The sequence below is a fragment of the Flavobacterium niveum genome (genome assembly GCF_055231775.1).
Map to the genome: position 1 here is coordinate 1230670 of NZ_JBUYSX010000001.1, position 24145 is coordinate 1254814.

Genomic DNA, 24145 nt, shown 5'->3' on the forward strand with positions numbered 1-24145 from the left:
GCGTATGGACGTGTAAAAATAAAGCGCTGCAATGACTTGAGACTTTCAACTTTATGACTTTAGATTAAGAAATGTAATTCCAGATGTTCTTTTTCTTGGTAATCTCAATATAAGCATTGCGCATGGCACCATTTTCGGGTGCATTCATGCCCGGGTCGGCTTTAAGTAAGGCAATGGCATATTGGCGTGCCAGCGAAAGTATTTCCCTGTCCTTAACCAAATCGGCTATTTGTAAGTTCAGCACACCACTTTGCTGTGTACCCATAATATCGCCGGGGCCGCGTAGTTTCAGGTCCACTTCCGCAATTTCAAAACCATCGTTAGTACGGCACATGGTTTCCATACGTATCTGGCTGTCGTTGCTCAGTTTTTGTCCCGTCATTAATATACAGTAGCTTTGCTCTGCGCCACGGCCCACGCGCCCGCGCAACTGGTGCAGCTGGCTCAGCCCGAAGCGTTCTGCACTTTCTATAACCATAACGCTGGCATTGGGCACGTTTACGCCCACCTCAATTACCGTAGTGGCTACCATTATATTGGTTTTACCTGCGGCAAAGCGCGACATCTCACTGTCCTTGTCTGCCGGTTTCATTTGCCCGTGAACAATGCTTACGCTATAGTGCGGCAACGGAAAATCGCGCGAAATACTCTCGTAGCCGTCCATCAGGTCTTTATAGTCCATTTTTTCGCTTTCCTGTATCAATGGGTACACTATATACACCTGCCTGCCTTTGGCTATCTCATCCTTCAGGAATTTCCATACTTTAAGGCGGTTGCTGTCAAATCTGTGTTCGGTGCGTATCGGTTTACGTCCCGGTGGCAGTTCGTCTATAACCGAAACATCAAGGTCGCCGTACAGGCTCATGGCCAGGGTACGCGGAATGGGCGTAGCGGTCATAACCAGTACATGCGGCGGGATTTCGTTTTTCTTCCAAAGCTTACTGCGTTGCTCTACGCCAAAACGGTGCTGCTCGTCTATAATGGCAAGGCCAAGGTTTTTAAACTGCACCTTGTCTTCCAGCAGGGCATGGGTGCCAATGATGATGTGTAGCTCGCCGTTTTCCAGCGCTTCATGGATGATTTTACGTTCTGAAGTTTTGGTTGAACCGGTGAGGATTTTTATATTAATTCCCAAGGGCTTAGCCAATTCACTTAAACCTAAATAATGCTGGTTTGCCAATATTTCGGTAGGCGCCATCAGGCACGCTTGGAAACCGTTATCCAGTGCCAGCAGCATGCTCATAAGTGCTACTATGGTTTTCCCCGAACCCACATCGCCTTGTAGCAAACGGTTCATCTGGGCGGGCTGCCCCATGTCGTTCCGTATCTCTTTAATCACCCTTTTCTGGGCATTGGTCAGCTCAAATGGGAGGTGGTTATTATAGAAATCACTGAAGTATTCGCCCACCGTAGTAAACGGATGCCCTTTTATCTTGTGTTTGCGAACCAGGTTTTTGGTAATCAGTTGTAGCTGTATAAAAAACAACTCCTCAAACTTCAGCCTGAATTGTGCCTTGGCCAATAAATCCTGGCTTTTCGGGAAGTGGATGTTGAACAAGGCATCGCGCTTGCTTAGCAGCTTCAGGTCGGAAATCAGCGGCTGCGGCAACACCTCGCCAAAATACTGCTGCATTTCCATAAACAGTTGCTGCATCATTTTGCCAACCACCTTATTGGTTACGCCGCGCTGTCCCAGCTTTTCCGTACTCGGGTATATAGGTTGCATAGCGCTGCGAAGGCTGGCTTCGTGTTCGGCTTGTAGTTCCATTTCGGGGTGGGGCATGTTGAAAACGCCGTTAAAGGCGCTCACCTTGCCAAAAATCACATAAGGCGTATTCAGCTTAATATTTTCCCTGATCCACTTTTGCCCCTGGAACCATACCAGTTCCATTTCGCCCGTACCGTCGGTAAAGGTAGCCACCAGCCGGGTGCGTTTTTCGCCTAAGGTCTTCAGGTTGATAACCCTGCCCACGACCTGGACTTCGCTGCCGCTGTTGTTCAGCTCGTTAATCCGGTAATAACGGGTGCGGTCTATGTAGCGGTTAGGGTAGAGGTTTATAAGGTCGGCATATTTATGAATGCCCAGTTCCTTACGAAGTAGCTCGCCGCGTGCGGGGCCAACGCCTTTAAGGTATTCTATAGGGGTTTCGGGCAGGTTGTTCATCCAAAAATATTAGTAGGGCGAATTTAAGGATAAATGATGGTTTTTCGAAATTGTAAATTCAACATCGGTTACCGGCCAAATTTTAACTTCCTTTAAAGTTTTCGTAATGTTAAATGCGTTTGCCGTTCGGGTTTTGCCGCATAATTTCGCGGCTGAATTATTTGAAGGAAACATGCAAACCACACATACAACTTTATTGCTTATACCCGGCGGCAGCGAACTGGCTTTGCCCCAAAACAGCGGTAAATTCCGCCAGGCGGTGGCCTATGCGCTGCAAACCGAAACTGCCCGCGTAATTATGCTGGCCGATGACCCACTGCTGGATGATAAGGATCTGCATGCCATGCCGGGCTACAAGAATGTACTGCTTATAGAATCTGACGCCATAGCCGATGAACAGGATGCTTACATAGAAGCCCGCAAGCTGCTGGGTACGGAATATCTGCCTGCCATAGCCGATTCTGGGTTTGAATTCCAAGTGGTGCAAATGGAACGGGTGGGGGTGGCCTATGAGGATTTTGAATTTGTGGATAAATACCTTGCGTAAATAATTCGCTGTCACTTTCCGAAGGAAAGCCTTTGTGAAACTGCGCTTGGCACGTATAAACTTGCTTTGTGTACACCGTGAAAAGCCTTTGTGCACGTTGTGGTAAAAAACAGGCAGCAAAATAGTTAATATTGGTTACATTTGAGGTGAAGCGCTACACTGCATTAACCAAAACCTGATACATGAACATACGCTCTAAGCTGCCTTACATACAATCACACATTTTTTCATACATGACTGGGTTGGCCAACCAATACGGCGCCATAAACCTGTCGCAGGGCTTCCCGAATTTTGAGCCTTCTGCCGTGCTTGAAAATTTTGTTGCACAGGCCCTTAAAGAAAACACCGCCCAGTATGCACCCATGCCGGGATTGCCGCTGCTTCGCGACGAAATAGCCCGAAAAGTATACAATACCTTTGCCGTAACTGTAAACCCAGATACCGAAATAACCATAGGCTGCGGCGCTACCGAGATGATATTCAATACCATTGCTGCTTTTGTGTGGCTGGGTGATGAAGTGATTATTATAGAGCCGGGTTACGATTGTTACCGTCCCGCTATAGACGTTGTGGGCGGAAAGGTAGTGGTGTACCAAATGCCCGCACCACAGTTTAAAATAGACTGGGCGGAATTTGCGAAGTGTATTACACATAAAACCAAGCTTATTATTATCAGTACACCGAACAACCCCACAGGTTCGGTAATGACGGCAAATGATATGGATGAACTGGATAAGCTGGTTAAAGGCACTGATATTATTATACTGAGCGACGAGGTATACGAACACATGGTTTTTGACGGTGCTACGCATGAATCCCCTTTAAAATATCCGGAGCTGCGCGAACGTACCGTGTCGGTATATTCGTTTGGCAAAACCCTGCATACTACAGGCTGGCGTGTGGGCTATGCCATAGCGCCGCCGCAACTTACTACCGAAATACGCAAAGTACACCAGAACAATACCTTCAGTGTGTCGCACCCATTACAGAAAGCTATAGCACTCTATCTTAATCAAAGTGATGAATACCTACAATTGCCTGCTTTTTATGAAGCCAAGCGCAATCTTTTCAGGGAGGCGATGTCGGGTTCTAAGTTTAAGCTGCTGCCGTGTGAAGGATCGTACTTCCAGTTAGCTGATTACAGCGCCATTACCGATGAGGATGATTTCACCTTCTGCGAAAGGCTTATTAAGGAATGCGGTGTTGCGGCAATACCGGTATCGCGCCTGTATACAAACCATAAAGATGATAAGCTGATACGCTTTTGCTTTGCCAAAACAGATGAAACACTGTTGGCAGCGGCTAAGAAGCTACAAATGTTATAATTGCGATTTTTTCTAATTTATTGGAAGCCAATAACTTCTTAGATTTTGCTCAATTTCATAACGTTAAAGTTAATATTTTTTGTTTTGAAAGGCTTTTCGGATATGTTTGAAATTATACCTTTGCGGCATAATAAACTAACAATCAAAATTTTTCACAATGAAAAAAATTCTCTTTTCACTGAGTGCATTATTTGCATTTGGCCTGGCAAGCGCGCAGGAAACTACCACAAGTGAAGGCTTTAAAGCGGGCGATGTTTTTGCTTCTGGTACAATTAGTTATGGTACACAAAAAACAGGTGATGACAAAATCGACCAGTTTAATTTTGTACCGTCTGTAGGTTATTTCTTTACCGATAAAGTGGCTGCGGGTATCAACCTTCTGTATGCTAATGGTAAAAACAACACTACCGGTTACGATGTGAAAACCAATACTTTCGGTGTGGGTGTTTTCGGGCGTTACTATTTTACAACAGGCAGTAAGTTTAATATTTTCGGCCAGGTTGATGCAGCTTATGCTACAGAAAAAACGGACTACGAAGGTATGGGTGAGTACAAAGAAAACGGCTTTGCTGCAGCTGTAGCGCCAGGTTTTAACTTCTGGCTAAGCGACCATTTTGCACTGGAGTCGCGCATCGGTTTTATTAACTATACTTCATCAGAACCCGATTTGCCGGGTGCAGAAAAAACCAGCAGGTTTGACATAGGTGTTAATATGACCAATGTAAACTTCGGCCTTCTTTACAAATTCTAAGATACCCGATTAAAATTATAAAGCCTGTAAGTGTAATGCTTACAGGCTTTTTTTATGCTGATAAACGAAACTGCGGGTTTTACAGGCCGTCGCTGTTATAGTTTTTGTCATCATTATCAGTTTGTCCCACACTTCCCTCAGGAGGATAGTTTATGGTGCCATCCAGTTCCTCTATATGTTCAGGCTTAAAGAATGGCAGCTTCAGTGCATTGGCCTGTTTCCAGTTTTGTACGGTTGTTTCGGCTTCTTTGCTTTTATCTTCATCTATACCGGTATCGCGCGCCATGTACAGCGTTTGGCTTGGGTAGGCAAAGTCTGTACCGCTTTTGGCTACAATATCCAGTATACGCAGCAGCAGGTCTTCCTGCACTTCCTGCGATGCATCTATGTTGGCCGCTTCTATATAGGCGAATATCTCTATCTGGTAACCACTGTCGCTAAGCCCTGTGAAACGTACCTTCGCAGGGTTATTATTTACCTGGGGGTGGGCATAGAGCATACTGCGTATTTCCACCAGCAGGTAACGCAGCTGGTCGGGTGTGGTTTCCATCCGGAAGCCCCACATTGGGTTAAACAGGTAACGGTCGCGATGGGCATAGTTTTCTACATTGGTATTGGCAAACTGCCCGTTCGGTATGGTTACCACAGTACGTTTGGTGGTACGCAGGCGGGTACTGCGCATGCCTATAGATTCTACCGTACCCTTGATTTCGCCTACCTGGCAAAAATCGCCCACGCGTATGGTTTGGTCGGCAATAAGGCTTACACTACCCACAAAGTTTTCCATGGTTTTTTGTGCACCCAGCGCCAATGCCAAACCACCGATACCCAATGCTGCCAGCCAGGTAGTAACATCAAACCCTACAGCACCCAGCAGTGCTATAATACCTATGACCACTATGGCTATTTTAGCCATACGCTTTACAAACAGTATTACAGATATGGCAGATATACGCTTGCGCAACGTCATGCGGTTTTTGGTGTATTCGCCAATAATATCGGTAAGGCGCCAAAACAGTATCAGCAGTGCTACGATGCCTATAGTCACTGTTATGGTACTGAAACGCTGCCGTACTATAATGGAAATACCTGCCTGCTGCGATACTATTACAAATAATATTACCGATATGTATAACCGCAATGGCAACCCCAGCGCCTGTATAATAACCCATTTTTCGGGATTGCGGGCTTTCTTCCACAGGCCGCGTACTATGAGGCCCATGAGTGCTACCAGCAGCCACGAAACAAGGTAGGATACCAGTACAATAAGTACCACTGCCAGCCAATGCCCTACGGGTACACCGCCCAGCTTGCGGTCTTTAAGCGATTCGGGTAATATTAAATCCAGTAGCGTGTTGTCTTCTATATTTACCGCCGAAATGGAAGCCGCCGTTTCTGCCGAAAACTGCCACAGGGGAGGGTTGGCCTCGGTTTGACCGCCTGTATTTTCCACATACAGTGTAATTTCTTCACCATTGGCATCCAGTGTACCCACCATATCCAGCCCTTGGGCAAGGTCGTCGTCAGTACGTCCTTCAGGCTTGTTACTTATCAGTGCAGAAGCCACCATATCACCACCGCTGTCCAGCAATTTCTGGAAGTTGAGCACTATGCGTTTGCGCTGCTTTTGGGTACGCCACATGCGTTTCAGGTTCAGGTAGCGGCTTGCGCGTATGTAATTCTGGTCGGCCACGGCCTGTATAAAGCCATTTACCGTACCGCGTGGCGAACGCCTGTCCAGCGAATCAGGTGCAAAGGCAGGTGTTGTGGCTGTGGCATCGTCGGCTTTAGTGCCGGGCAGCAGCTGTGCGTGTGCCTTTGGTATAAAAATGAATGCCGCTATAAAAATAAGCAGCAGGGTTTTGGCGGTATAAAGGTTGTTCTTTACGGTCATATCGTTGTGCAGAATTGGCTACTAAAAGTACAAATTTTACGTACTAAGGTCGTACTATTTAACGTTGCATTCGCAAAAACATTTAGGCTTTTGTTAGGCCTTATTTGTGTAGCTTTGTAAAAAACCGGATAATGAAGATTTTTTTATATGCCCTTTGCCTGGGGATTTCAGGTGTTTGTTTTGCCCAAAACCCTAAGAATGTCGACTTTAAAACCCTTGATGCCGATTTGCATTTTGATGCGGCTAAAAAAGAGGTTTCGGGCGATGTTACCTACACGTTTAAAGTATCGGGCAAAAAGCCCGACACCATATATATAGATGCGCAAAACATACAGTTTGAAAGCGTAACGCTGAACAAAAAAAAGAAAACGGGCTGGGTTTCAACCCCTAAATTGCTGAAGCTTTACAGCGGCATAAAAAAGGGAAACAATACTCTTGTGGTACATTATTCGGCTAAGCCAAAACAAACGCTGTATTTTGTAAAGGATGGTGACGACAACCAGATATGGACACAGGGACAGGGCAAGTACACCAGCCACTGGCTGCCCAGTTTTGATGATGTAAATGAAAAGTTGGTCTTTAGTATAAAGGCTACGTATGATAAGGATTATACTGTGCTTGCCAACGGTAAGCTTATAGATACCCTTACCACTGGCGATACCAAGACATGGCAGTACCGTATGGAGAAACCCATGAGCAGCTACCTTGCCATGGTGGGTATAGGCAAATTCCGCAGGTGGCGTATAGGGGCGGAATCGGGTACACCTATAGAGATGTACCTGCGTGAAGCCGACAGTACTAAGCGTGCGCCTACCTACCGCTATATGGCCGAAATTTTCGACTTTATGGAAAAGGAAACCGGCGTGCCATACGCGTGGGGGTTGTACCGCCAGGTGCCGGTGCTCGACTTTTTATATGCCGGTATGGAAAACACTACGTCGACTATATTCAGCCAGGATTTTGTGGTAGATGAAATAGGTTTTAACGACCGCACGTACATGAATGTAAACGCCCACGAGCTGGCACACCAGTGGTTTGGCGACCTTATTACTGCCGAAAGCGGTACCCACCATTGGCTACAGGAAGGTTTTGCCACCTACTATGCACTACTGGCAGAGCGGGAGATTTTTGGCGATGATTATTTCAATTACGAAATGTATGAAATAGCCGAACGTATACAAAAAGCCAGTAAAAACGATACGATACCGATACTGAATGATAAGGCTAGTTCGCTGTCGTTTTACCAAAAGGGTGCATGGGCACTGCATGCGCTGAAGCATGGCATAGGTGAGGAGTCGTTTAGAAAAGCGGTAAAAACGTACCTTGAAAAGTATGCCTTTCAAAATGTGAATACCGACCAGTTCCTTGCAGAAATTAAAAAAGTTTCTCCGGGTTATGATACCGAAGCCTTTAAAAAACGTTGGCTGCAAAGCGGTAAGTTTGAAGTGGAAGAGGCGCTGAATATACTGGGCGGTAGTGGTTTTATGCAAAAGTATTTTTCGGTGGGCGACCTTCAGGATAAGCCTTTTGCGGAAAATAAAAGTGCCTACCTGGAAATTATGGAATCGGAGGTGTACTACCCGGTAAAAGAGGAGGTGCTGTTCCAGATAGCACAGGTGCCTTTTGCCGATAAGTCCGAAATAGTACGTGCCGCTATGCAAACCAAAGACATTAAGATACGCCAGGCAGTAGCGCGTACGGTTACGGTTTTCCCGGCTGAATTTTATGAGGAATATAAAAGCCTGCTGGACGATGAATCGTACATAACCCGTGAAATTGTACTGAATGTACTGTACAAGAAATTTCCGGATAAGCAAACCGAACTACTGGACCTGAGCCGTAAATGGATAGGCTTTAACGATATGAACCTGCGCATACAATGGCTTACGCTGGCATACGCCTCTAAAACCTACCATCCTGAAAAAAAGGACGATTATTACGGAGAGCTGATCCATTATGCGTCGCCTAAATTTGAAAGCAGCGTAAGGCAAAATGCGTTGTCTAACCTTTTATACATCGGCAAGGCCGACCCGATAGTGTGGCAGGACTTAATTAATGCTACCACGCACCACAAATGGCAGTTTGTAAAATTTGGCAAGGACAACCTGCGCAAATTACTTAAAAAGAAAGGTTACCGCGAACTGATAGCCGGTATTATGCCCGACCTGAATGAAACGGAACAGGCCAAGCTGCAACAGCTATTGGACGAGAAATAATTATATCGGCGCAAAAATATACTGCTGGCCGCTTGTATTCACCACTATAGAAAGTTCGGTGGGGGTAGCCGTTACAAGCGGCCAGTATTTTACTTTGCCATTAGCATTTAATACCAGGACTTTACTATCGTCCTTTTTCACCCTGTAATCCCAGTAGCCTGTTTCTTTAACAGTACCAAGTGTAAAGGTGTACGAACCATCCTTGCCAAGCACCAGCCCGCTGCCTTTTGGTACTGCCGGGGCATCAAATACTGCATTATCGTCATCGTCTGCGCTGTTTGCGCCTATGCTCTTTAACTGCCATTTATTTTGTAACAGGGCTGTGGTAGCATCGGGGACTATGCGTTTTAGTTTTACTAAAAATTTAGTCATATTGATTACAATGGTTTCTGCATCAGATGACACCACTTCATATTGAAAAGTTCTTGAAGTTTCCGTTACAGTAAAATGTATCTGTTTCCCCTCCTGCTTAAACGTACCCGATTCGCCTTTACCCATTATGGTTGATTCGTAATTGCCGTCGGGATAAAAATGCATGCTTAAATTACCCAGGAATGCCTGTGCTTTTTGCGCATCTTTTTCGGAACTTTCTTCCGTAAGCGAATCAAATTTCCAGTGGCCATACACCGGGCTTATGTTTTGTGCGACGCCTTTCGCCCCGAAAAGTAACAGGGCAATGTATACAAGTTTTTTCATAAAGAATGGTTTTGTGGATTGTAGGGCTAATATAATAAAGTGTAAGAAAAAGACAATCAGTATAGTACCGATTTAACAGTGGCATTGCCTAATTTTTAAACTAATAAGGGTTAATTTTACTTTCAGGAATTTACTACGTATGCAATACAAATCTTTAAAGAACGGTTTTAAGGTAAGCGTAACCAGCTTTGGCTGTATGTCGCTTAAATCTTCCGATACCGATAATGACAACCTTATAGGCACCGCAATAGAAAATGGGATCAACCTGTTTGATACGGCCGACTTATATGATAAAGGAGAAAACGAAGTACTTCTTGGCAAAGCCTTGAAAAACAAAAGGAAAGAGGTGCTTATTTCAACCAAAGTAGGAAACCGCTGGCGACCTGACGGTTCGGGGTGGGACTGGTGCCCGCATAAGGAATATATACTTACTGCCGTAGACGACAGCCTGCGCCGTTTGGGTACCGATTATATTGATTTGTACCTGCTGCACGGAGGCACCACAGACGACCCTATAGATGAAACCATTGAGGCTTTTGAGTGCCTTGTAGATTCAGGGAAGATACGCAGCTACGGGCTTTCGTCCATACGCCCTAATGTGATACGCGAATACGCGAGCCGTTCTAACATTGCAGCGGTTATGACCCAGTACAGCCTTTTGGACCGCAGGCCTGAAGAAGCTACACTAAAACTATTGACTGAGAATAATATAGGTGTGCTGGCACGTGGTACAGTGGCTTCGGGGTTATTGGCTGGTAAGGATGCCGCACCCTATCTTGGCCTGAGCGCCGAACAGGTAGCAGCGATACAGAACGGATTGAATGCCAATATACAACAAAGCAGCACCGCAGCAGAAACTGCCCTGCGTTATGTAATAGACAACCCTGCCATAACTACTGCTGTAGTGGGCATGCGTACGCCACAGCAACTGGCAGATGCACTAACGGCAGCCAATGCCGCCCCGCTTACTGAAGCGCAAAGGGCGATACTGGCTGCCGTTTGGGAAGGGAATGTATATGCAGAGCACCGCTGATTAATGCGATACGGTAACTTTTACGGTTTTTACCTGTCCGCCGTCAAAGGTTATTTTACCTACGTAAAGGCCGTTTGTAAGGTTGCTAAGGTCGGCTGAAGCATTGGTTACTTTAGTATTCAGTACCAGTTTTCCTGTTATGTCATACAGTGCAATGCTTTTTGGCTGTGCCGCCGAAAATGAGCGTATGTACACTTTGTCTTTTACCGGGTTAGGGTATACGGTAACTTCATTAACCGTGCTTTCTGCTGCCGAAAGGCTGCAATTTTCGGTAGTACCGGGTATGTTAGCATCCAGCCACACCAGGCGCAGGTTTATCCAGTTTTTAAATTGCTCTATCTGTGCCTCAAAGGTAACAGGATCCGGTTCCACTTCAGGCGAACCCGTATTGGCACCCAGGTTGCCCCACTTGTCAAAATGGCGCTGCTGGGCTTCCATTAAGTATTCCACTTTTTCATCAATGTAGGCATTTATGGCATCATCGCTCAGGAACGACCCGCGGAAGGTTTCCCAGCGGCAGCGCAGTGCATTGGCAAATGCAGGATCCTGAAGCAGGCGTATGTGCCAGCCCGGCGAAGCCACATCGGGGTTGCAGTCGTTTACCATATATGCCCAGCCCGAACCGTCTGTTGCTTCATAATAACTACAGCTCCATATATTTTTCCAGGCCCAGTCAAAATCCCATACCGGCCCGGCCTTAAGCTTAGAAATTACCGTAGCAGAAACATCCTTGTCTTTATTATAATAGCAGCTTTTCCTGAAACCGTCTACGTTCCTTGAAAGTTCGTTAACAATGAAATAGTCTATAAATGAGTTGGTATCCAGGTATTTTGCATAACCGTTTACGGGGTCGGCAAAGTTATCGCCATACAGCGCATTCTCCATGTCGTCTACAAACGTTTGTATGTAGGTCTTTTGTGCATCGGTTATATCTTCCGGCTTAGGGTATTCATATACCAACCTTATATCGCGCTCGGGGTGGCCTATCGGGTGAAAGTTAAGCTGCCAGCTGTCATCATCTGCCCAGTAATCACTTTTTAGTATGTAACCGCCGGTAACGTTAAGCCCGGTATTTTCGTTGGTTTCCAGTTTGGCTATGTCTACGCGGTTGTTGTCGCGTTTTAGCTTTTCCATAAGCAGGTACACGCCCATATAGCTGCCGTTTACCACCACTTCGCAATAATGGTAACGTGCGGCATAGTTACCCATATCCCTAAAGGCATCATAGGCCAGGGCATTGCGCACAAACACTTTATCATTATAGTTGGCTATAAAACACCAATCGTGTTCTTCGGGCATGCCCAATAGGGGCACGTCGTTTTCACCGCCTTCGGCATCACGGGTTTCAAAAGCGTACGGCTTTTGCGGCAATCCCTGCGAAAAGTTGCCACGCAGTTCTATGCCTATATTGCCATCGTATTCATTGGGTGTATCAGTTATGTAGTTGATGTTGCCTTCGCCGTTAAAAATAATCTGCATGGTAGCATCAATCTTGGGGTCATCGGGTATTTCCTGTCCGTTTGTATTTATCAGTACAATAGGCAGGTTAGACGATGTAAATACAAAGGGGGTAGGGGCACTATCCCCAAAGGTAATGCTCCAGCCCAATACCTCTCCGGTATCGGCCCAGGCATAGGTGTCCAGTATTTCAAGTGTCCAGGTACCATTGCCTTCCTGGCCATTATTCTGGTTGCCCAGGGTTTCCTGTGGTTTGTAAGTTCCGGTAAACGGCGCCCATGCCGTGTTGATGGATGCCGTAGCCGACTGGCTGAAACAGGTGCCTGTAAAGTTGTCTTCGGCACCGCCGAGGCCGGTAAACAGGTTTATTACGGTGCCACCCGGCGATATTAAGTGTACGCGCAGGTCAGAATCCCAGGTGTGGGTCATGTCCACGCATACCTGCACCAGCCCGTAATCTGCAGAAAGCGGTGCAGTAAGGCCGGTAACTTGGGTAGTGTAGTAGTTCAGCTGGCCGTCATCGGTTATGGGGCCGGTGGTGCCGGTAAAGGTTTGCCCCATGGCTGCAAGCGGCAGTAAAACAGCAAGTAGTAGTTTTTTCATTTATGTAGTGTTAGCTCGTGTTCGGTTCAAATTTAATATTTTTTTAACACCTGCAACACAAAGTATTAACGTGTCACTTTTTTTCCATAAAAAATATTTAGTGGTTTTCTTTTTGAAGCATTTATAAATTATGATTTTATAAACAGATTAATCTATCTAATTGTATATTTTTGCGGTTTACCAATTATAAGATGCACGCCAACCAGGAAGAGGATAGAAAAGAGCTGTATAACTACCAGCAGCGCGATATAGACACCATATTCGAGAAGTTTGAGGGCAAGCCCGCCAGCTACCATTTGCTGTACCAATTGCCCACGGGAGGGGGTAAAACGGTTATTTTCTCGGAAATAGCCCGCAGGTACCTCGAAAAATACAAACGGAAAGTACTGGTGCTTACCCACCGCATAGAACTCAGCAAGCAAACATCGCAAATGCTTACCAGCTTTGGGGTGAAGAATACCATTATAGACAGCGCCGTTAAGGAACTGCCGTATGACAACGATTTTTCGTGTTATGTGGCTATGGTGGAAACACTGAACAACCGCCTTAAGGACAAGAAATTCCACATGGATAATGTGGGACTGGTTATTGTGGACGAAGCCCACTACAACAGTTTCCGTAAGCTGTTTACCTATTTTGGCAACTCATGGTTTTTGGGCGTTACAGCTACGCCGCTAAGTTCTAACATAGAGCTGCCGATGTACGAAACCTATAATGAGCTGATTATGGGCGAACCTATACAATCGCTTATAGACAAAGGTTACCTGGCACGTGCTGCCATGTATGGGTACGATGTAGAGCTTACCTCGCTAAAGCTGGGTATTAATGGTGACTATACCGTTGCCTCGTCAGACGAGCTGTATTCGCGTGGGGTAATGCAGGATTTGCTTTTGCAGACCTACGTGCAGCGTTCGCACGGGCAAAAAACGCTGATATTTAACAACGGTATCAATACGTCGCTGTACGTATACGAAACTTTCAGGGCGGCGGGATTACCCATAAAGCATCTGGACAACCGTACACCCGAGCAGGAGCGCCGCAAAATACTGGACTGGTTCCGTACTACGCCAAATGCCATACTTACATCGGTTTCCATACTTACCACCGGTTTTGACGAACCTACGGTAGAAACGATAATACTGAACCGTGCCACGCGTTCGCTTACGCTGTATTTCCAGATGATAGGCCGTGGCAGCCGTAAGCTTCCTAATAAAGATACGTTTAATGTAATAGACCTGGGCAATAACGCACAGCGTTTCGGCCTGTGGAGCGACCCCATAGACTGGCAGTACATCTTTAAAAACCCGGAGCTGTTTTTGGATAATATCCGTTCGGACGAGGAAATCGAGAGTTACCACGTATACAGCATGCCCGACGATGTAAGGCTGAAGTTTGCCAAGTCGCTCGATACCGAGTTTAATGTGGAGGCTGAATTTAAGCTGGCTGCCGATAACAGGGAAAAACCGAAAGCAGTAATAGATAAATCTATACGCCAGCATGCGTTTATGTGTATAGAAAATGCCGAAACCATAAGCGAAGCCCGTAAGCTGGCTAAAGAACTTGACCCGGATATTGAATACCGTGTGAAGCAATATGCAAAGCTGCTGAGCAAAACCACCAAAAACTATCGTGAGTGGCTGATAGACGACTATAAAGGCAGGTTGAGTACGCTGATAACGCGTATATTCCACCGCTTTAAAGATGCCGAATCGGAAGAAGAAATTTTGGAACTAAGGAAACTGAATTTATAAAAAGGGATGCTTCGGTATCCTTTTGTTTTTTACTATTTTGTTCCATAGATATTTTATTTCGACGCTGTTTCGCATCAAAATAAAATGTACATTTCTCCTGCAAATCACCATCTCATGAAAAAGCGGTTTTTAATTGTTACCGGCCTGGTTGTACTGGGCATTACCTCATTGTACCTGCACAGTTGCTCGGGCACTAAGCAACGGGTTGCCCAAACTACCAAACCGCTTACCCTTGCCGATTCACTACGTATAAAAGCCGATTCATTACTACGAATTTCTAAGCCGGTTATGGGTTACCGCTTTGTAATCAAAGGCGATTTTGATGGCGACCGTATACCCGATACGCTGTATGAACGCTATACCGATTCGCTTTATCAAAGGGAGGTTGCCAAGTACTATACCAGTACTGATACGCTTTTTGATTACTCCGATGGTATTTTTCTTAATAGCTATCAGAACAGGCAGTCGTTCATGGAGTGGAAGGAGAAAAAGCTGAGGCTTGACGGTGGCCATCTTGGCTTCCATTACGTGGAAAATTGCGGTGATGTGAACGACGACGGCAAGGACGAGATTTTCCTGGTACGCCAATGGGCGGATTATTCTAACATCAATACCGCTTATATCTATACTTATGCTAATGGGCAATGGGAGGAAATTTATAGGACACCCATATGGGAGTGGCAGTTTCCGCCTACGCCATCAGCGAGTATGATACCAGGGCTTTACGGGAATTTTGAATTTGGTACTACCGACAGTGAAGAAGATGATGCCTTGCTGGAACAGCAACTGAAAGCGTATCGTTTTATGAATTATTACCCGGATCATTCGGTTGAATTTAGCGGACGTAACGATGTAGGTGTGTGGGATAATGATGAGGCTACAACCGAATTTGAAGAAATCGGCCAACAGGATTACATCCTGAAATATTTCACCAAAGCTACCCTCAACGATTCGCTTTATGTGCAACGGAAGGACAATCCCGCTGTATATTACAAAGCCAAGGAAGTACAACTGTCTGAAAAAGAAACGGTAATCCTGTTCCCACTTGATGACGGTGCAGACATGATAACCACAAGGATTTTTGTAAACCACCCACAATCACCGTTTAAAAATAAACCCCGCAAATAGTGCGGGGCTTAGGCTGTATTATTTTTTCATAAACTGTTTATCCAGGAACAGGTAGCGGTCGCGATGCGGTTCTTTGTAGGCTTTTGGCTGTGCATTGATTTCCATAATCGCCATTACACCATTGCTTTCGCTGGCAGGCCATTCTACCAGTTGCTTGCCGTTAGGGTTACCGGTTTTAATAAAGTTGGCAAAATAGTCCAGGCCAATTTCGCTTACCTTATAATCCTCTGCCGTCCACTCGTATACGGTATTTGTGGAAAGGTTACCCAGCAGGTACTCAATATCGCTGGCATGGCCGGCACCTTTAAGGGCTTCGGGCATTTTGTTTTCTTCCTTTTTGCCGTTGTCTTTAATAATACCGCCTGCAAGCCCTGCCTTGGCGTTACCCATTTCAGCTTTCATCGGCGGGCGTGCCTTACTGAAAATATAGGCATACACCGGCTGCCCTGAAGTTTCCCTGTGCAGGTCGAGCCACTTCCAGGTGCTGTACACTATAAAGTTATCGCTGGCCAGCGCCGTAGCCGAAGCTATTACTTCCTTTTCGTTACCGCCGGGGTATAGTTCAAAAACAATCTCGGCGGTATTGCCGTAACGTTGCTTTACAATTTTGGTATAGTTTTCAGGGTTAGGGTATTGCCCCTGCATAAATGCCTGGTACGGCATTTCGGTAGATGTCCACCCCGCTAATAAAGGTACTTTTGCCTGTTCGCCATTAGCAAAGGTTTCAGATGGTAGCTTGGTAAGGAAATACCCATCTACTACGGCTTTGGTGCTGAATACGCCCGGCTTTGCAGCAAGGTCTAATAGTTCTTCGGCAGGTATAGCGCGCAGTTGCTCCAGTGTTTTAGCATCGTTTTTTTCGCCAAATTTTACACCGCTTTGTTCCTGTTCCTTTAACGGAATGGCATCGAGCGTAGGGTTTATCATGGCACCGCTTTGGCCTATGGCACCATGTATCAGGTTTTTAGAAAGGGGAGAGGCCATCTGTGCCGATACTGATATGGAACCCGCCGATTCGCCTGCGATGGTTACTTTATTCGGGTCGCCACCAAAGGCAGCAATGTTTTTCTTTACCCAGGCCAGTGCCGCATGCTGGTCTAATAGCCCGTAGTTACCCGAAGCATGGTTGGGCGATTCCTTGGTGAGTTCAGGGTGTGCAAAGAACCCGAAGATGCCCAGTCTGTAATTCAGCGTTACCACTACAATACCTTTTTTGGCCAAAGCCTCGCCGTCATAACGGTTTTCAGAACCATCGCCTGCAATGTAGCCACCGCCGTAAAAGTATACCAGCACAGGTAGTTTTTCATTTGCTTTTTTAGAGGGAGTCCACACGTTAAGGTACAGGCAGTCCTCGCTCATTTTTGGAGCACGGAACATCATATCGCCAAACACATTTTTCTGCATGGCATTCGGGCCAAATTCAGTGGCTTTGCGTACACCGTTCCATTTGGCTGCAGGTTGTGGTTCGCGCCAGCGGAACTTGCCCACAGGTGGCAGCGCAAAAGGTACACCCCGGTAAGCCGAAATGCCGCTTTTAAGCGTAAGGCCTTCCAGTTTTCCCTGTTCAACAGTGGCTTGTGGCGCTTTTTGTGCCTGTACTTTTATGCCAAAGCCCATAAATGCCACGGCTATTAAAAGGTATTTTATCATTTGTTACATCGTTTTTGGAATAAAACAAATGTAACGAATTTATTGCAGCCCTGCGGCGGGGTAGCACTGTGGGTTTATGCTGAAAATTATTGGATGTTTTTCTTCAGGGGGATGATGTACCTTACCCCGGTGCCAAAGCCCAATCCCTGTGAGGTAAATTTGCCCGTTGAAGTATTGATGCGTGAAATGCCTGCATCGCCATTCAGTTCAAAAAATACCTTTAGCTTTTGGGTAACCCGTTTTTCAATGCCTATACCGTATAAAAAAGCTACTTCATTTTGCTTTATTTGTAGCGGTTCTTCAAAATCAGGGAATGCAGAAAGCTCCGGTGTACTCCCTTTGTAAATATTTTTATTATCAAAGGTGTTATAACCAAAACCGGCATCAAGGTAAAATATATACCCTTTGCCAATGTTCCCCGCAAGGCCGCCTGTTATGCCAAAGGTATTGGAATCAAATTCAATTTTGTTGTTTTCATTGACTTCACTAACCGAACCTTTTACGCTGTGCCTGTAAAGTAAGCCCAACCTGAATACGGGGCCGGCTTCCGGGTCTTTAAAATAACAATAGGCGTTAATGCCATAATTTGTATTCCACAGGGCATCGCCTATTACCGCACGGTCTTCCTTACTGTTGCCGTTAACTATATTGTTAAATCCGAAGCCAATAGCCGGGCCTATTTCAATTTGTTGTGCAAAAGATTGTAATCCTGAAAATAATACTAAAAGAGCGAATGTTTTCTTCATAAGTTGGTTTTGTTCCCTTATATAAGGGAGAAAATTTAAGGGCACAAATATCTTGTTTTTATGTTTAAACGTATAGCCCGTAGTTACATTCTTTTTAAACTTAATTAAGAATTAACGTATACACAACGCTATAAAGCAATGACGTTTGTGTTTTTTACTTCGCCTATCATAAAAGTGCTGTGCGTACTGCCTATATGGTGCAGTGTGGTGAGTTTGGTTACCATAAATTCGCGGTATTCCTCCATATTGGCCATGTATATTTTAAGGATGTAATCGTAGTCGCCGCTTACGTGGTAGCATTCCAGTACCTCAGGCAGCCGGGCTACTTCGCGCTCAAAGGTGGTTACGTTTTCCTTGGTGTGCTGTACCAGTTTCAGGTGGCAAAACACCACAAAGCCCTTTTGCACTTTGTTGCGGTTCAGCACCGCCACGTATTTCTCTATAATGCCCTCGCGTTGCAGCTTTTTTATGCGTTCGTGTACTGCAGTGGGTGAGAGGCTGAGCTTTAAACCAAGCTGTTTGTTGGTCTGTGTGCTGTCTTCCTGCAGGAAATGCAGCAGTTTTTTATCGGTTGCATCAAGTGCCATACTGAATATTTTTCGGTTAACCCTGTTGGGTATAGTTTTGTTTAGATTTTAAATCTAATTAAATTTAAAATTAAAGAATAAAAATCTTTAAAAATAAAATTGTATTGATTTTTATTTTAGTAATGGCTCAATTTGTAAAACCTAAACAAATACTACAAACAAAATGAGCAACACAAAAAACTTCCATCCTGCCGATAACATTCAGGATTTGCAATACTTTGGCGAATTTGGCGGCGTAAACCCTTCTATTTCCGATTCGTCTACGTATACATTCCTTTCGGCAAAAACAATGTTTGATACCTTTGAAGGCAATGCCGATGGTTGTTACCTGTACAGCCGACATTCATCGCCAAGCAACTTATATCTTGGCCAGGCGCTTGCCGCGATGGAAGGCACCGAAACGGCTAACGTAGCGGCATCGGGTATGGGAGCTATAACTTCGGTACTGATGCAGCTATGCGGGCAGGGCGACCACATCGTATCCAGCCGTACCATATATGGTGGTACCTATGCCTTTATGAAGAACTTCCTGCCGAAATTTGGCATCACAACCTCATTCATAGATATTACCAAACACGATAAAATTGAAGCAGCTATAACTCAAAATACCAAAGTGTTATACTGCGAAACCGTAAGTAACCCTTTACTTGAAATAGCTGACATTAATGGACTTGCTGCCATTGCCAAAAAGCACAACCTGAAGCTGGTTGTAGACAATACATTCTCTCCGTTATCGGTTTCCCCGGCTAAAATGGGAGCCGATGTAGTGGTGCACAGCCTGACCAAATTTATAAACGGCAGTAGCGATACTGTGGGCGGCGTGGCCTGCGGTACACAGCAGTTGATTAACGATATGCGCAATGTAAACGATGGTGCTGCCATGCTCCTGGGGCCTACAATGGACAGCCTGCGTGCTGCCAGTATTATGAAGAACCTACGTACGCTGCACATCCGTATGAAGCAGCACAGCCATAACGCCATGTACCTTGCCAAACGTTTTGAAGCCGATGGGCTTAGGGTGGTGTACCCAGGACTGGAGAGCCATCCGGGGCATGAGCTGTATAAAGGTATGATTAACCCTGAATATGGTTTTGGCGGAATGATGACCATTGATGCCGGTTCGCTTGATAAAGCCAATGAACTTATGGAGCTGATGCAGCACCGTAACCTGGGCTACCTTGCTGTGAGCCTCGGGTTTTACAAGACATTATTCAGTGCGCCGGGCACATCGACTTCAAGTGAAATCCCGTTAGAAGAACAAAAAGAAATGGGATTGAGTGATGGCCTTATCCGTTTTTCTATCGGCCTTGATAATGACATTGAACGCACCTATAAAATGATGCGTGAATGCATGGAAGAAACGGGAGTGCTTAAACTTAGTTACAGCCTGTAAAGTTCATAGTTTTTAGTTTATGGTTTGTGGTTCTGAGTGAGTAACTATAAACCACAAACCATAAACTAAAAACCTATTGCTGTTGCTGCTGTTGCTGCATTTCCAGAAAACGCTGGTAGGAATTGGTCAGCACATCCGGGGCGGGCTTCGGTGCTTCGGCAACGTAAACCGGTTCGGCAGGCAGTACTTCGCCAGCATTTTTCTCATTGCTGATGGTTACCAATACCGTAAGTGTATGGCTTCCGGGGCCTTTATAGGTGCCTTTTACAGGGGTACAATCGTTAAAGTTACGCCCGTAGGCTATCTTTACATGGCGGTCGCTTACGTTGCAGTTGTTGGTAGGGTCTATGCCAAACCAACCGTAATCGGGCAGGTAAGCCTCTACCCATGCATGGGTGGCGCCCTCACCGCGAAGTTCATGGTTTACAGGGCAAATGTACCCGCTTATATAGCGCGACGGTATACCCAACAAACGCAGCATTTCAGATAGCAGATGGGCGAAATCCTGGCATACACCGGCTTTAAGTGCCCATATTTCGTCAATGCCGGTTTCTACATTGGTAACCCCTTGCTTGTACGTGAAATTACCGTAGATATACGCGGAAAGGTTTTTCACCGTTTCAAAAACGGAAACACCTTCGGCGGCCAGTCCTTTAACTATAACCAGTATTTCCTCTTTGGCATCAAACACCTCAGGCTTTATAAAGTCGAGGTATTCAAAATTATAAGCCAGTTCTTTAAGGGCGTTCCATTCTTCCTGGGGCAGCACGGTAGGCTGCGGTTCCGGTATGGGGAAGGTTTCCACCTCAAGTTCGCTGGTTATTTCCAGGGTTTCGTGTGGCTCTACAATGGTAAACACGCCCACCTGGTTGCCCAGGTAATCGGCAAAATAATCCACGGGGGCACCCGGTTTCAGGCTTATGGAAATATCCTTTATTTCCTGGTACTTAGAGTCCTGCGGCTTTAGTATTATCTGGTTAGCGCTGTCGGTTACCTGCGAAGGGTAGTGGTAGCGCGTAATGTGTTTTATATGATACAGCGGCATAATGCTTGTTTCGTGTTTTGTTTGTGGAGGGCAAATATCATAAATTTTTACGTTTGGCGTAGCAGGCAGTATTATATTTAATATACCACTTTAAAATAATGCCTGTCAAATGCCTGTACAATATTGTAAATACCGGCTTCGAGTTCGTTGATAAAATCAAGCTGTTGCTGGGCATCCTCTTCGGGGCGGTTGTACTTAAGGAAGGCAAGCGTTTTACCAATCTCAAATTCAAGGTTATCCTTCTGCTCTTCCAAGTTGCTTTTCTTCAGGCTTTTGCTGAAGGCCGCAATCTGGGTGAGTGAATGCGCTACCGAATTTGGGAAGTTTTCTTCAAACAGTATCTGTGCGTAAATGGACTGCGGGTTTAGCGAACCGGCATTGGCACGCAAATAATACTCGTAACCGCTGAGCGAGATAAGGAGGTAACGCCAGCTTACGGCATCCACGCCATCGCTGTTACTGCCCGAAATAAGCAGTTGCCTTTTCAGCAGCAGTAGACATTGTAATGCACGTTCTACATAGCCGCCAATACGCAGGAAGAAGAACCCTTCGCCACGGAACATGCTGTTGTCTACCGTGCCGTAATAGTGCATACACTGCTTAATAAACTGGTCGAACACCGAAATAGGGTCGTACAGCGCTATGTGCGTTTTCAGCATGGGGTTTCGCATCTGGTGGTAAAAATCGTTTAGCGACTGCCACAGTTCTTTGGTGATGTGATCTTGCGCACTGCGGGCATTTTCGCGGGCACGCATCACGTTATTGCTCAGCGATAAATCCAGGTTGGTATCAAACACTATGGCCTGCAAAATTTCTCCCGCCGAGGCACAATTGATATTGCTGTCGCCACTGGTGTATTCCTTGCAGATGTTGTCCCAACTGATAACGGGCAGGCCGTCCTGGCTGGCTATGTACAGGGTTTGCAGGTTACGCAGGTGGATGTTGGTGCGCTCCATGTAGCGGCTCATCCAGAATATATTTTCAGCTACTCTACTAAGCATGTAGTTGTTGTACGTATTAGTTAATCAATAATCCAGGTGTCCTTACTGCCGCCGCCCTGCGATGAGTTTACCACAATAGAGCCTTCTTTAAGCGCCACACGGGTCAGTCCGCCCGGTACTATGTCTATACCATCGGGGCCATAAAGCGCGTAGGGGCGAAGGTCTACACGGCGGGGTTGCAGTTTGCCGTCTATATAACACGGTGCGGTACTCAGCTTAATGATGGGTTGGGCAATGAACTGCCTTGGCTGCGCGTTGATTTCCTCTATAAACTTGGCAATTTCCTCATCGGTAGCGCAGTCGCCTATCAGCATGCCGTAGCCGCCACTTTCGTTGGTACGTTTTATTACCATGTTGTGGATGTTTTCAATGGCGTACTTGCGTTCGTCCTGGTTTTCCATTTTATAGGTAGGTACGCTTTTCAGTATCGGCTCTTCGTTAAGGTAATAGCGGATCATATCCGGCACGTACGAGTATACGGCCTTATCGTCTGCCACACCGTTACCCATGGCGTTTACAATAACCACATTGCCTTTGCGGTAAGCGTGGTAAATGCCCGGTACGCCCAGCACGCTATCGGGCCTGAAAACCAACGGGTCGATAAACTCGTCGTCTACACGGCGGTAAATCACGTCAACTTTTTTAAGGCCCTTCGTGGTTTTCATGTACACTTTATGGTTTTGCACCACGAGGTCGCGACCTTCAACCAACTCAATACCCATAAGGCGGGCGAGGGTAGTGTGCTCAAAATAGGCCGAGTTGTAAATGCCCGGTGTAAGCAGTACCACAGTAGGGCGGCTGGTTTTGTCTTTGGCAAGGGCCAAAAGGTTTTTCACCAGCAACTCAGGGTAATCCTTAACCTGTCGGACTTTATTTTCAGGTAGTATATTCGGGAAGATACGGTAACTCATGTTACGGTTTTCCAGCATATAACTTACGCCCGAAGGGGTACGCAGGTTGTCCTCCAGCACGTAATACGAACCGTCGTAATCGCGTATAAGGTCGATGCCGCTGATGTGCGAGTAGATGTTAAACGGCACATCTACATTTACCATTTCCCTTAAAAAGTTAGGGCAGGAGTAGATGAGCGATGCCGGTATAATGCCGTCCTTTATAATAAACTGCTCGTGGTATACGTCGCGCAGAAAGATGTTAAGCGCCTTTAGCCGCTGCTTGATGCCTTTCTCTATAAAGTCCCATTCGGCGGCCTCTATGATGCGGGGAATAATGTCAAACGGGAATATTTTTTCGATGCCCTCGCCGCTGCTGTACACCGTAAAGGTAATACCCTGGGTCATAAACAGCTTGTGTGCCAGTTCGTTTTTAGATTCTACTTCCCCGTCTTTCAGGTTAGTAAACGATGATATAAACTTGTCGTAATGCGGGCGTACCTTGCCGGGCGCCATCATCTCATCAAATACCCCCTGTATCAGTTTGTAATCTTCTTGCGTAATCCTTTTCTCCATAAAGGCATTTTTGAAGTTGTGTGTTATGAAAAACACATGGTTTTCTCCAAAAATAGGAACATTATTTATATATCAAATTAAATGTTAAAAATATTTTTAAGGTTTTAACGAAAATAGAATATCAATAGTGGATTGAAAGAAATTATTAATAGTTAAGCTTAAATTTTAATTTAGTTCTGATTTCAATTTTTCGATTTCACCCCCAATTTCAAGCCATTTATCTTTATAGGAAGTCAGCTTTTCAATAATTTTAAATATATCATCACTATGCGGAGCACCAACCAATAATTCATTAAATCGTTGAATTTCGGTTGCTTTAATATTAGCCAATGTTTGTAATTTTATATTTAAGGAAATGCCCAAATTTGAAGCTTTTAATTCTGTGTCCTTAATATCGGTAGATAATTTTTTAATGTCAGATTCGGCTATTTTTAATGCCTCTTTAATTTCTTTATTTAGCAATTCTTTATCATTACCAACATTATTAATCCGTTCTAAATAGTTGTTCTTATTGGTTATTAAATCAGAAATGTCATTAATGATTATGTTTAGCTTGTCTTTTGTATAATCATTTTTTGCTTCTTTAAATTGTGCTTTAATCCAATCAATTGTCTCACGGATCTGCTTAATAAAATCAACATTTATTTCCATTGTATATTTTATGTATTAGTTGTTTGGTTAAGAAGTATTA

General features: G+C 45.3%; 19 protein-coding genes. 8 read left to right on the top strand and 11 right to left on the bottom strand.

All coding sequences use genetic code 11. The features are described 5' to 3' along the window. Nucleotides 1-64: 64 nt before the first annotated feature. Complete coding sequence (gene recG, locus ACZIX4_RS05005; protein WP_463334507.1) at nt 65-2164, bottom strand: ATP-dependent DNA helicase RecG; 2100 nt, start codon at nt 2162-2164, stop codon at nt 65-67. Between the two features lie 172 nt (nt 2165-2336). Between recG and ACZIX4_RS05010 the strand changes: the two genes are divergently transcribed. The 3 genes from ACZIX4_RS05010 (at nt 2337) to ACZIX4_RS05020 (ending at nt 4787) form a co-directional block, all read left to right on the top strand. Beyond that, nucleotides 2337-2711, top strand: a complete 375-nt coding sequence (locus ACZIX4_RS05010; RefSeq protein WP_463334508.1) for a hypothetical protein — start codon at nt 2337-2339, stop codon at nt 2709-2711. A 182-nt stretch (nt 2712-2893) separates the two neighbouring features. Continuing rightward, nucleotides 2894-4036 (top strand): methionine aminotransferase, encoded by a 1143-nt coding sequence (locus ACZIX4_RS05015; protein ID WP_463334509.1) that lies wholly within the window; start codon nt 2894-2896, stop codon nt 4034-4036. 157 nt (nt 4037-4193) lie between these two features. Further along, the gene (locus ACZIX4_RS05020) at nt 4194-4787 is read left to right on the top strand and encodes an outer membrane beta-barrel protein (protein WP_463334510.1); all 594 of its coding nucleotides are present in this window, start codon (nt 4194-4196) and stop codon (nt 4785-4787) included. 79 nt (nt 4788-4866) lie between these two features. Here ACZIX4_RS05020 and ACZIX4_RS05025 read toward each other — a convergent pair whose 3' ends face one another. Then, a complete protein-coding gene (locus tag ACZIX4_RS05025) occupies nt 4867-6681 on the bottom strand; it encodes a mechanosensitive ion channel family protein (protein WP_463334511.1) in 1815 nt (604 codons plus the stop codon). A gap of 131 nt (nt 6682-6812) precedes the next feature. Here ACZIX4_RS05025 and ACZIX4_RS05030 point away from each other — a divergent pair, with 131 nt between their 5' ends. Continuing rightward, the gene (locus ACZIX4_RS05030; RefSeq protein ID WP_463334512.1) at nt 6813-8897 is read left to right on the top strand and encodes a M1 family metallopeptidase; all 2085 of its coding nucleotides are present in this window, start codon (nt 6813-6815) and stop codon (nt 8895-8897) included. On the opposite strand, the gene ACZIX4_RS05035 is transcribed toward ACZIX4_RS05030, so the two are convergent. Further along, the gene (locus tag ACZIX4_RS05035) at nt 8898-9593 is read right to left on the bottom strand and encodes a hypothetical protein (RefSeq protein WP_463334513.1); all 696 of its coding nucleotides are present in this window, start codon (nt 9591-9593) and stop codon (nt 8898-8900) included. It lies immediately after the preceding gene. A 139-nt stretch (nt 9594-9732) separates the two neighbouring features. Between ACZIX4_RS05035 and ACZIX4_RS05040 the strand changes: the two genes are divergently transcribed. Next, nucleotides 9733-10626: an aldo/keto reductase gene (locus ACZIX4_RS05040; protein ID WP_463334514.1), complete on the top strand. Its 894-nt coding sequence runs from the start codon at nt 9733-9735 to the stop codon at nt 10624-10626. Here ACZIX4_RS05040 and ACZIX4_RS05045 read toward each other — a convergent pair whose 3' ends face one another. Continuing rightward, on the bottom strand, nt 10627-12687 hold the full coding sequence (locus ACZIX4_RS05045) for a CotH kinase family protein (protein WP_463334515.1): 2061 nt from the start codon (nt 12685-12687) through the stop codon (nt 10627-10629). It abuts the gene before it with no gap. Between the two features lie 191 nt (nt 12688-12878). On the opposite strand from ACZIX4_RS05045, the gene ACZIX4_RS05050 reads away from it, so the two are divergent. Then, nucleotides 12879-14438, top strand: a complete 1560-nt coding sequence (locus tag ACZIX4_RS05050) for a DEAD/DEAH box helicase (protein WP_463334516.1) — start codon at nt 12879-12881, stop codon at nt 14436-14438. Between the two features lie 114 nt (nt 14439-14552). Beyond that, complete coding sequence (locus ACZIX4_RS05055) at nt 14553-15566, top strand: hypothetical protein (RefSeq protein ID WP_463334517.1); 1014 nt, start codon at nt 14553-14555, stop codon at nt 15564-15566. Between the two features lie 18 nt (nt 15567-15584). Here the strand turns inward: ACZIX4_RS05055 and ACZIX4_RS05060 are convergent, their stop codons facing one another. From ACZIX4_RS05060 to ACZIX4_RS05070, 3 genes are all read right to left on the bottom strand, one after another. Continuing rightward, nucleotides 15585-17216, bottom strand: coding sequence for a carboxylesterase/lipase family protein (locus ACZIX4_RS05060; RefSeq protein ID WP_463334518.1), 1632 nt, complete (start codon nt 17214-17216; stop codon nt 15585-15587). 86 nt (nt 17217-17302) lie between these two features. Beyond that, nucleotides 17303-17962 carry an outer membrane beta-barrel protein gene (locus ACZIX4_RS05065; RefSeq protein ID WP_463334519.1) on the bottom strand — a complete coding sequence of 220 codons (660 nt, stop codon included), beginning with the start codon at nt 17960-17962 and terminating at the stop codon, nt 17303-17305. 128 nt (nt 17963-18090) lie between these two features. Beyond that, entirely contained in the window at nt 18091-18549 is a 459-nt protein-coding gene (locus ACZIX4_RS05070) for an Lrp/AsnC family transcriptional regulator (protein ID WP_463334520.1), read from the bottom strand. Between the two features lie 163 nt (nt 18550-18712). Here ACZIX4_RS05070 and ACZIX4_RS05075 point away from each other — a divergent pair, with 163 nt between their 5' ends. Next, complete coding sequence (locus ACZIX4_RS05075) at nt 18713-19942, top strand: aminotransferase class I/II-fold pyridoxal phosphate-dependent enzyme (RefSeq protein ID WP_463334521.1); 1230 nt, start codon at nt 18713-18715, stop codon at nt 19940-19942. Nucleotides 19943-20015: 73 nt separating this feature from the next. Here ACZIX4_RS05075 and ACZIX4_RS05080 read toward each other — a convergent pair whose 3' ends face one another. The 4 genes from ACZIX4_RS05080 to ACZIX4_RS05095 all read right to left on the bottom strand — a co-directional run bounded on the left by ACZIX4_RS05080 (nt 20016) and on the right by ACZIX4_RS05095 (nt 24105). Then, complete coding sequence (locus tag ACZIX4_RS05080) at nt 20016-20987, bottom strand: transglutaminase family protein (RefSeq protein ID WP_463334522.1); 972 nt, start codon at nt 20985-20987, stop codon at nt 20016-20018. Nucleotides 20988-21064: 77 nt separating this feature from the next. Beyond that, complete coding sequence (locus ACZIX4_RS05085) at nt 21065-21988, bottom strand: alpha-E domain-containing protein (RefSeq protein ID WP_463334523.1); 924 nt, start codon at nt 21986-21988, stop codon at nt 21065-21067. Nucleotides 21989-22008: 20 nt separating this feature from the next. Next, nucleotides 22009-23454 carry a circularly permuted type 2 ATP-grasp protein gene (locus ACZIX4_RS05090; protein WP_463334524.1) on the bottom strand — a complete coding sequence of 482 codons (1446 nt, stop codon included), beginning with the start codon at nt 23452-23454 and terminating at the stop codon, nt 22009-22011. Nucleotides 23455-23619: 165 nt separating this feature from the next. Beyond that, nucleotides 23620-24105 carry a hypothetical protein gene (locus ACZIX4_RS05095; RefSeq protein ID WP_463334525.1) on the bottom strand — a complete coding sequence of 162 codons (486 nt, stop codon included), beginning with the start codon at nt 24103-24105 and terminating at the stop codon, nt 23620-23622. Nucleotides 24106-24145: the final 40 nt, after the last annotated feature.

Excerpts from the sequence above, each read along its gene's own strand:
- recG (WP_463334507.1), bottom strand. The coding sequence starts at position 2,164 with ATGAACAACCTGCCCGAAACCCCTATAGAATACCTTAAAGGCGTTGGC.
- ACZIX4_RS05010 (WP_463334508.1), top strand. The coding sequence starts at position 2,337 with ATGCAAACCACACATACAACTTTATTGCTTATACCCGGCGGCAGCGAA.
- ACZIX4_RS05015 (WP_463334509.1), top strand. The coding sequence starts at position 2,894 with ATGAACATACGCTCTAAGCTGCCTTACATACAATCACACATTTTTTCA.
- ACZIX4_RS05020 (WP_463334510.1), top strand. The coding sequence starts at position 4,194 with ATGAAAAAAATTCTCTTTTCACTGAGTGCATTATTTGCATTTGGCCTG.
- ACZIX4_RS05025 (WP_463334511.1), bottom strand. The coding sequence starts at position 6,681 with ATGACCGTAAAGAACAACCTTTATACCGCCAAAACCCTGCTGCTTATT.
- ACZIX4_RS05030 (WP_463334512.1), top strand. The coding sequence starts at position 6,813 with ATGAAGATTTTTTTATATGCCCTTTGCCTGGGGATTTCAGGTGTTTGT.
- ACZIX4_RS05035 (WP_463334513.1), bottom strand. The coding sequence starts at position 9,593 with ATGAAAAAACTTGTATACATTGCCCTGTTACTTTTCGGGGCGAAAGGC.
- ACZIX4_RS05040 (WP_463334514.1), top strand. The coding sequence starts at position 9,733 with ATGCAATACAAATCTTTAAAGAACGGTTTTAAGGTAAGCGTAACCAGC.
- ACZIX4_RS05045 (WP_463334515.1), bottom strand. The coding sequence starts at position 12,687 with ATGAAAAAACTACTACTTGCTGTTTTACTGCCGCTTGCAGCCATGGGG.
- ACZIX4_RS05050 (WP_463334516.1), top strand. The coding sequence starts at position 12,879 with ATGCACGCCAACCAGGAAGAGGATAGAAAAGAGCTGTATAACTACCAG.
- ACZIX4_RS05055 (WP_463334517.1), top strand. The coding sequence starts at position 14,553 with ATGAAAAAGCGGTTTTTAATTGTTACCGGCCTGGTTGTACTGGGCATT.
- ACZIX4_RS05060 (WP_463334518.1), bottom strand. The coding sequence starts at position 17,216 with ATGATAAAATACCTTTTAATAGCCGTGGCATTTATGGGCTTTGGCATA.
- ACZIX4_RS05065 (WP_463334519.1), bottom strand. The coding sequence starts at position 17,962 with ATGAAGAAAACATTCGCTCTTTTAGTATTATTTTCAGGATTACAATCT.
- ACZIX4_RS05070 (WP_463334520.1), bottom strand. The coding sequence starts at position 18,549 with ATGGCACTTGATGCAACCGATAAAAAACTGCTGCATTTCCTGCAGGAA.
- ACZIX4_RS05075 (WP_463334521.1), top strand. The coding sequence starts at position 18,713 with ATGAGCAACACAAAAAACTTCCATCCTGCCGATAACATTCAGGATTTG.
- ACZIX4_RS05080 (WP_463334522.1), bottom strand. The coding sequence starts at position 20,987 with ATGCCGCTGTATCATATAAAACACATTACGCGCTACCACTACCCTTCG.
- ACZIX4_RS05085 (WP_463334523.1), bottom strand. The coding sequence starts at position 21,988 with ATGCTTAGTAGAGTAGCTGAAAATATATTCTGGATGAGCCGCTACATG.
- ACZIX4_RS05090 (WP_463334524.1), bottom strand. The coding sequence starts at position 23,454 with ATGGAGAAAAGGATTACGCAAGAAGATTACAAACTGATACAGGGGGTA.
- ACZIX4_RS05095 (WP_463334525.1), bottom strand. The coding sequence starts at position 24,105 with ATGGAAATAAATGTTGATTTTATTAAGCAGATCCGTGAGACAATTGAT.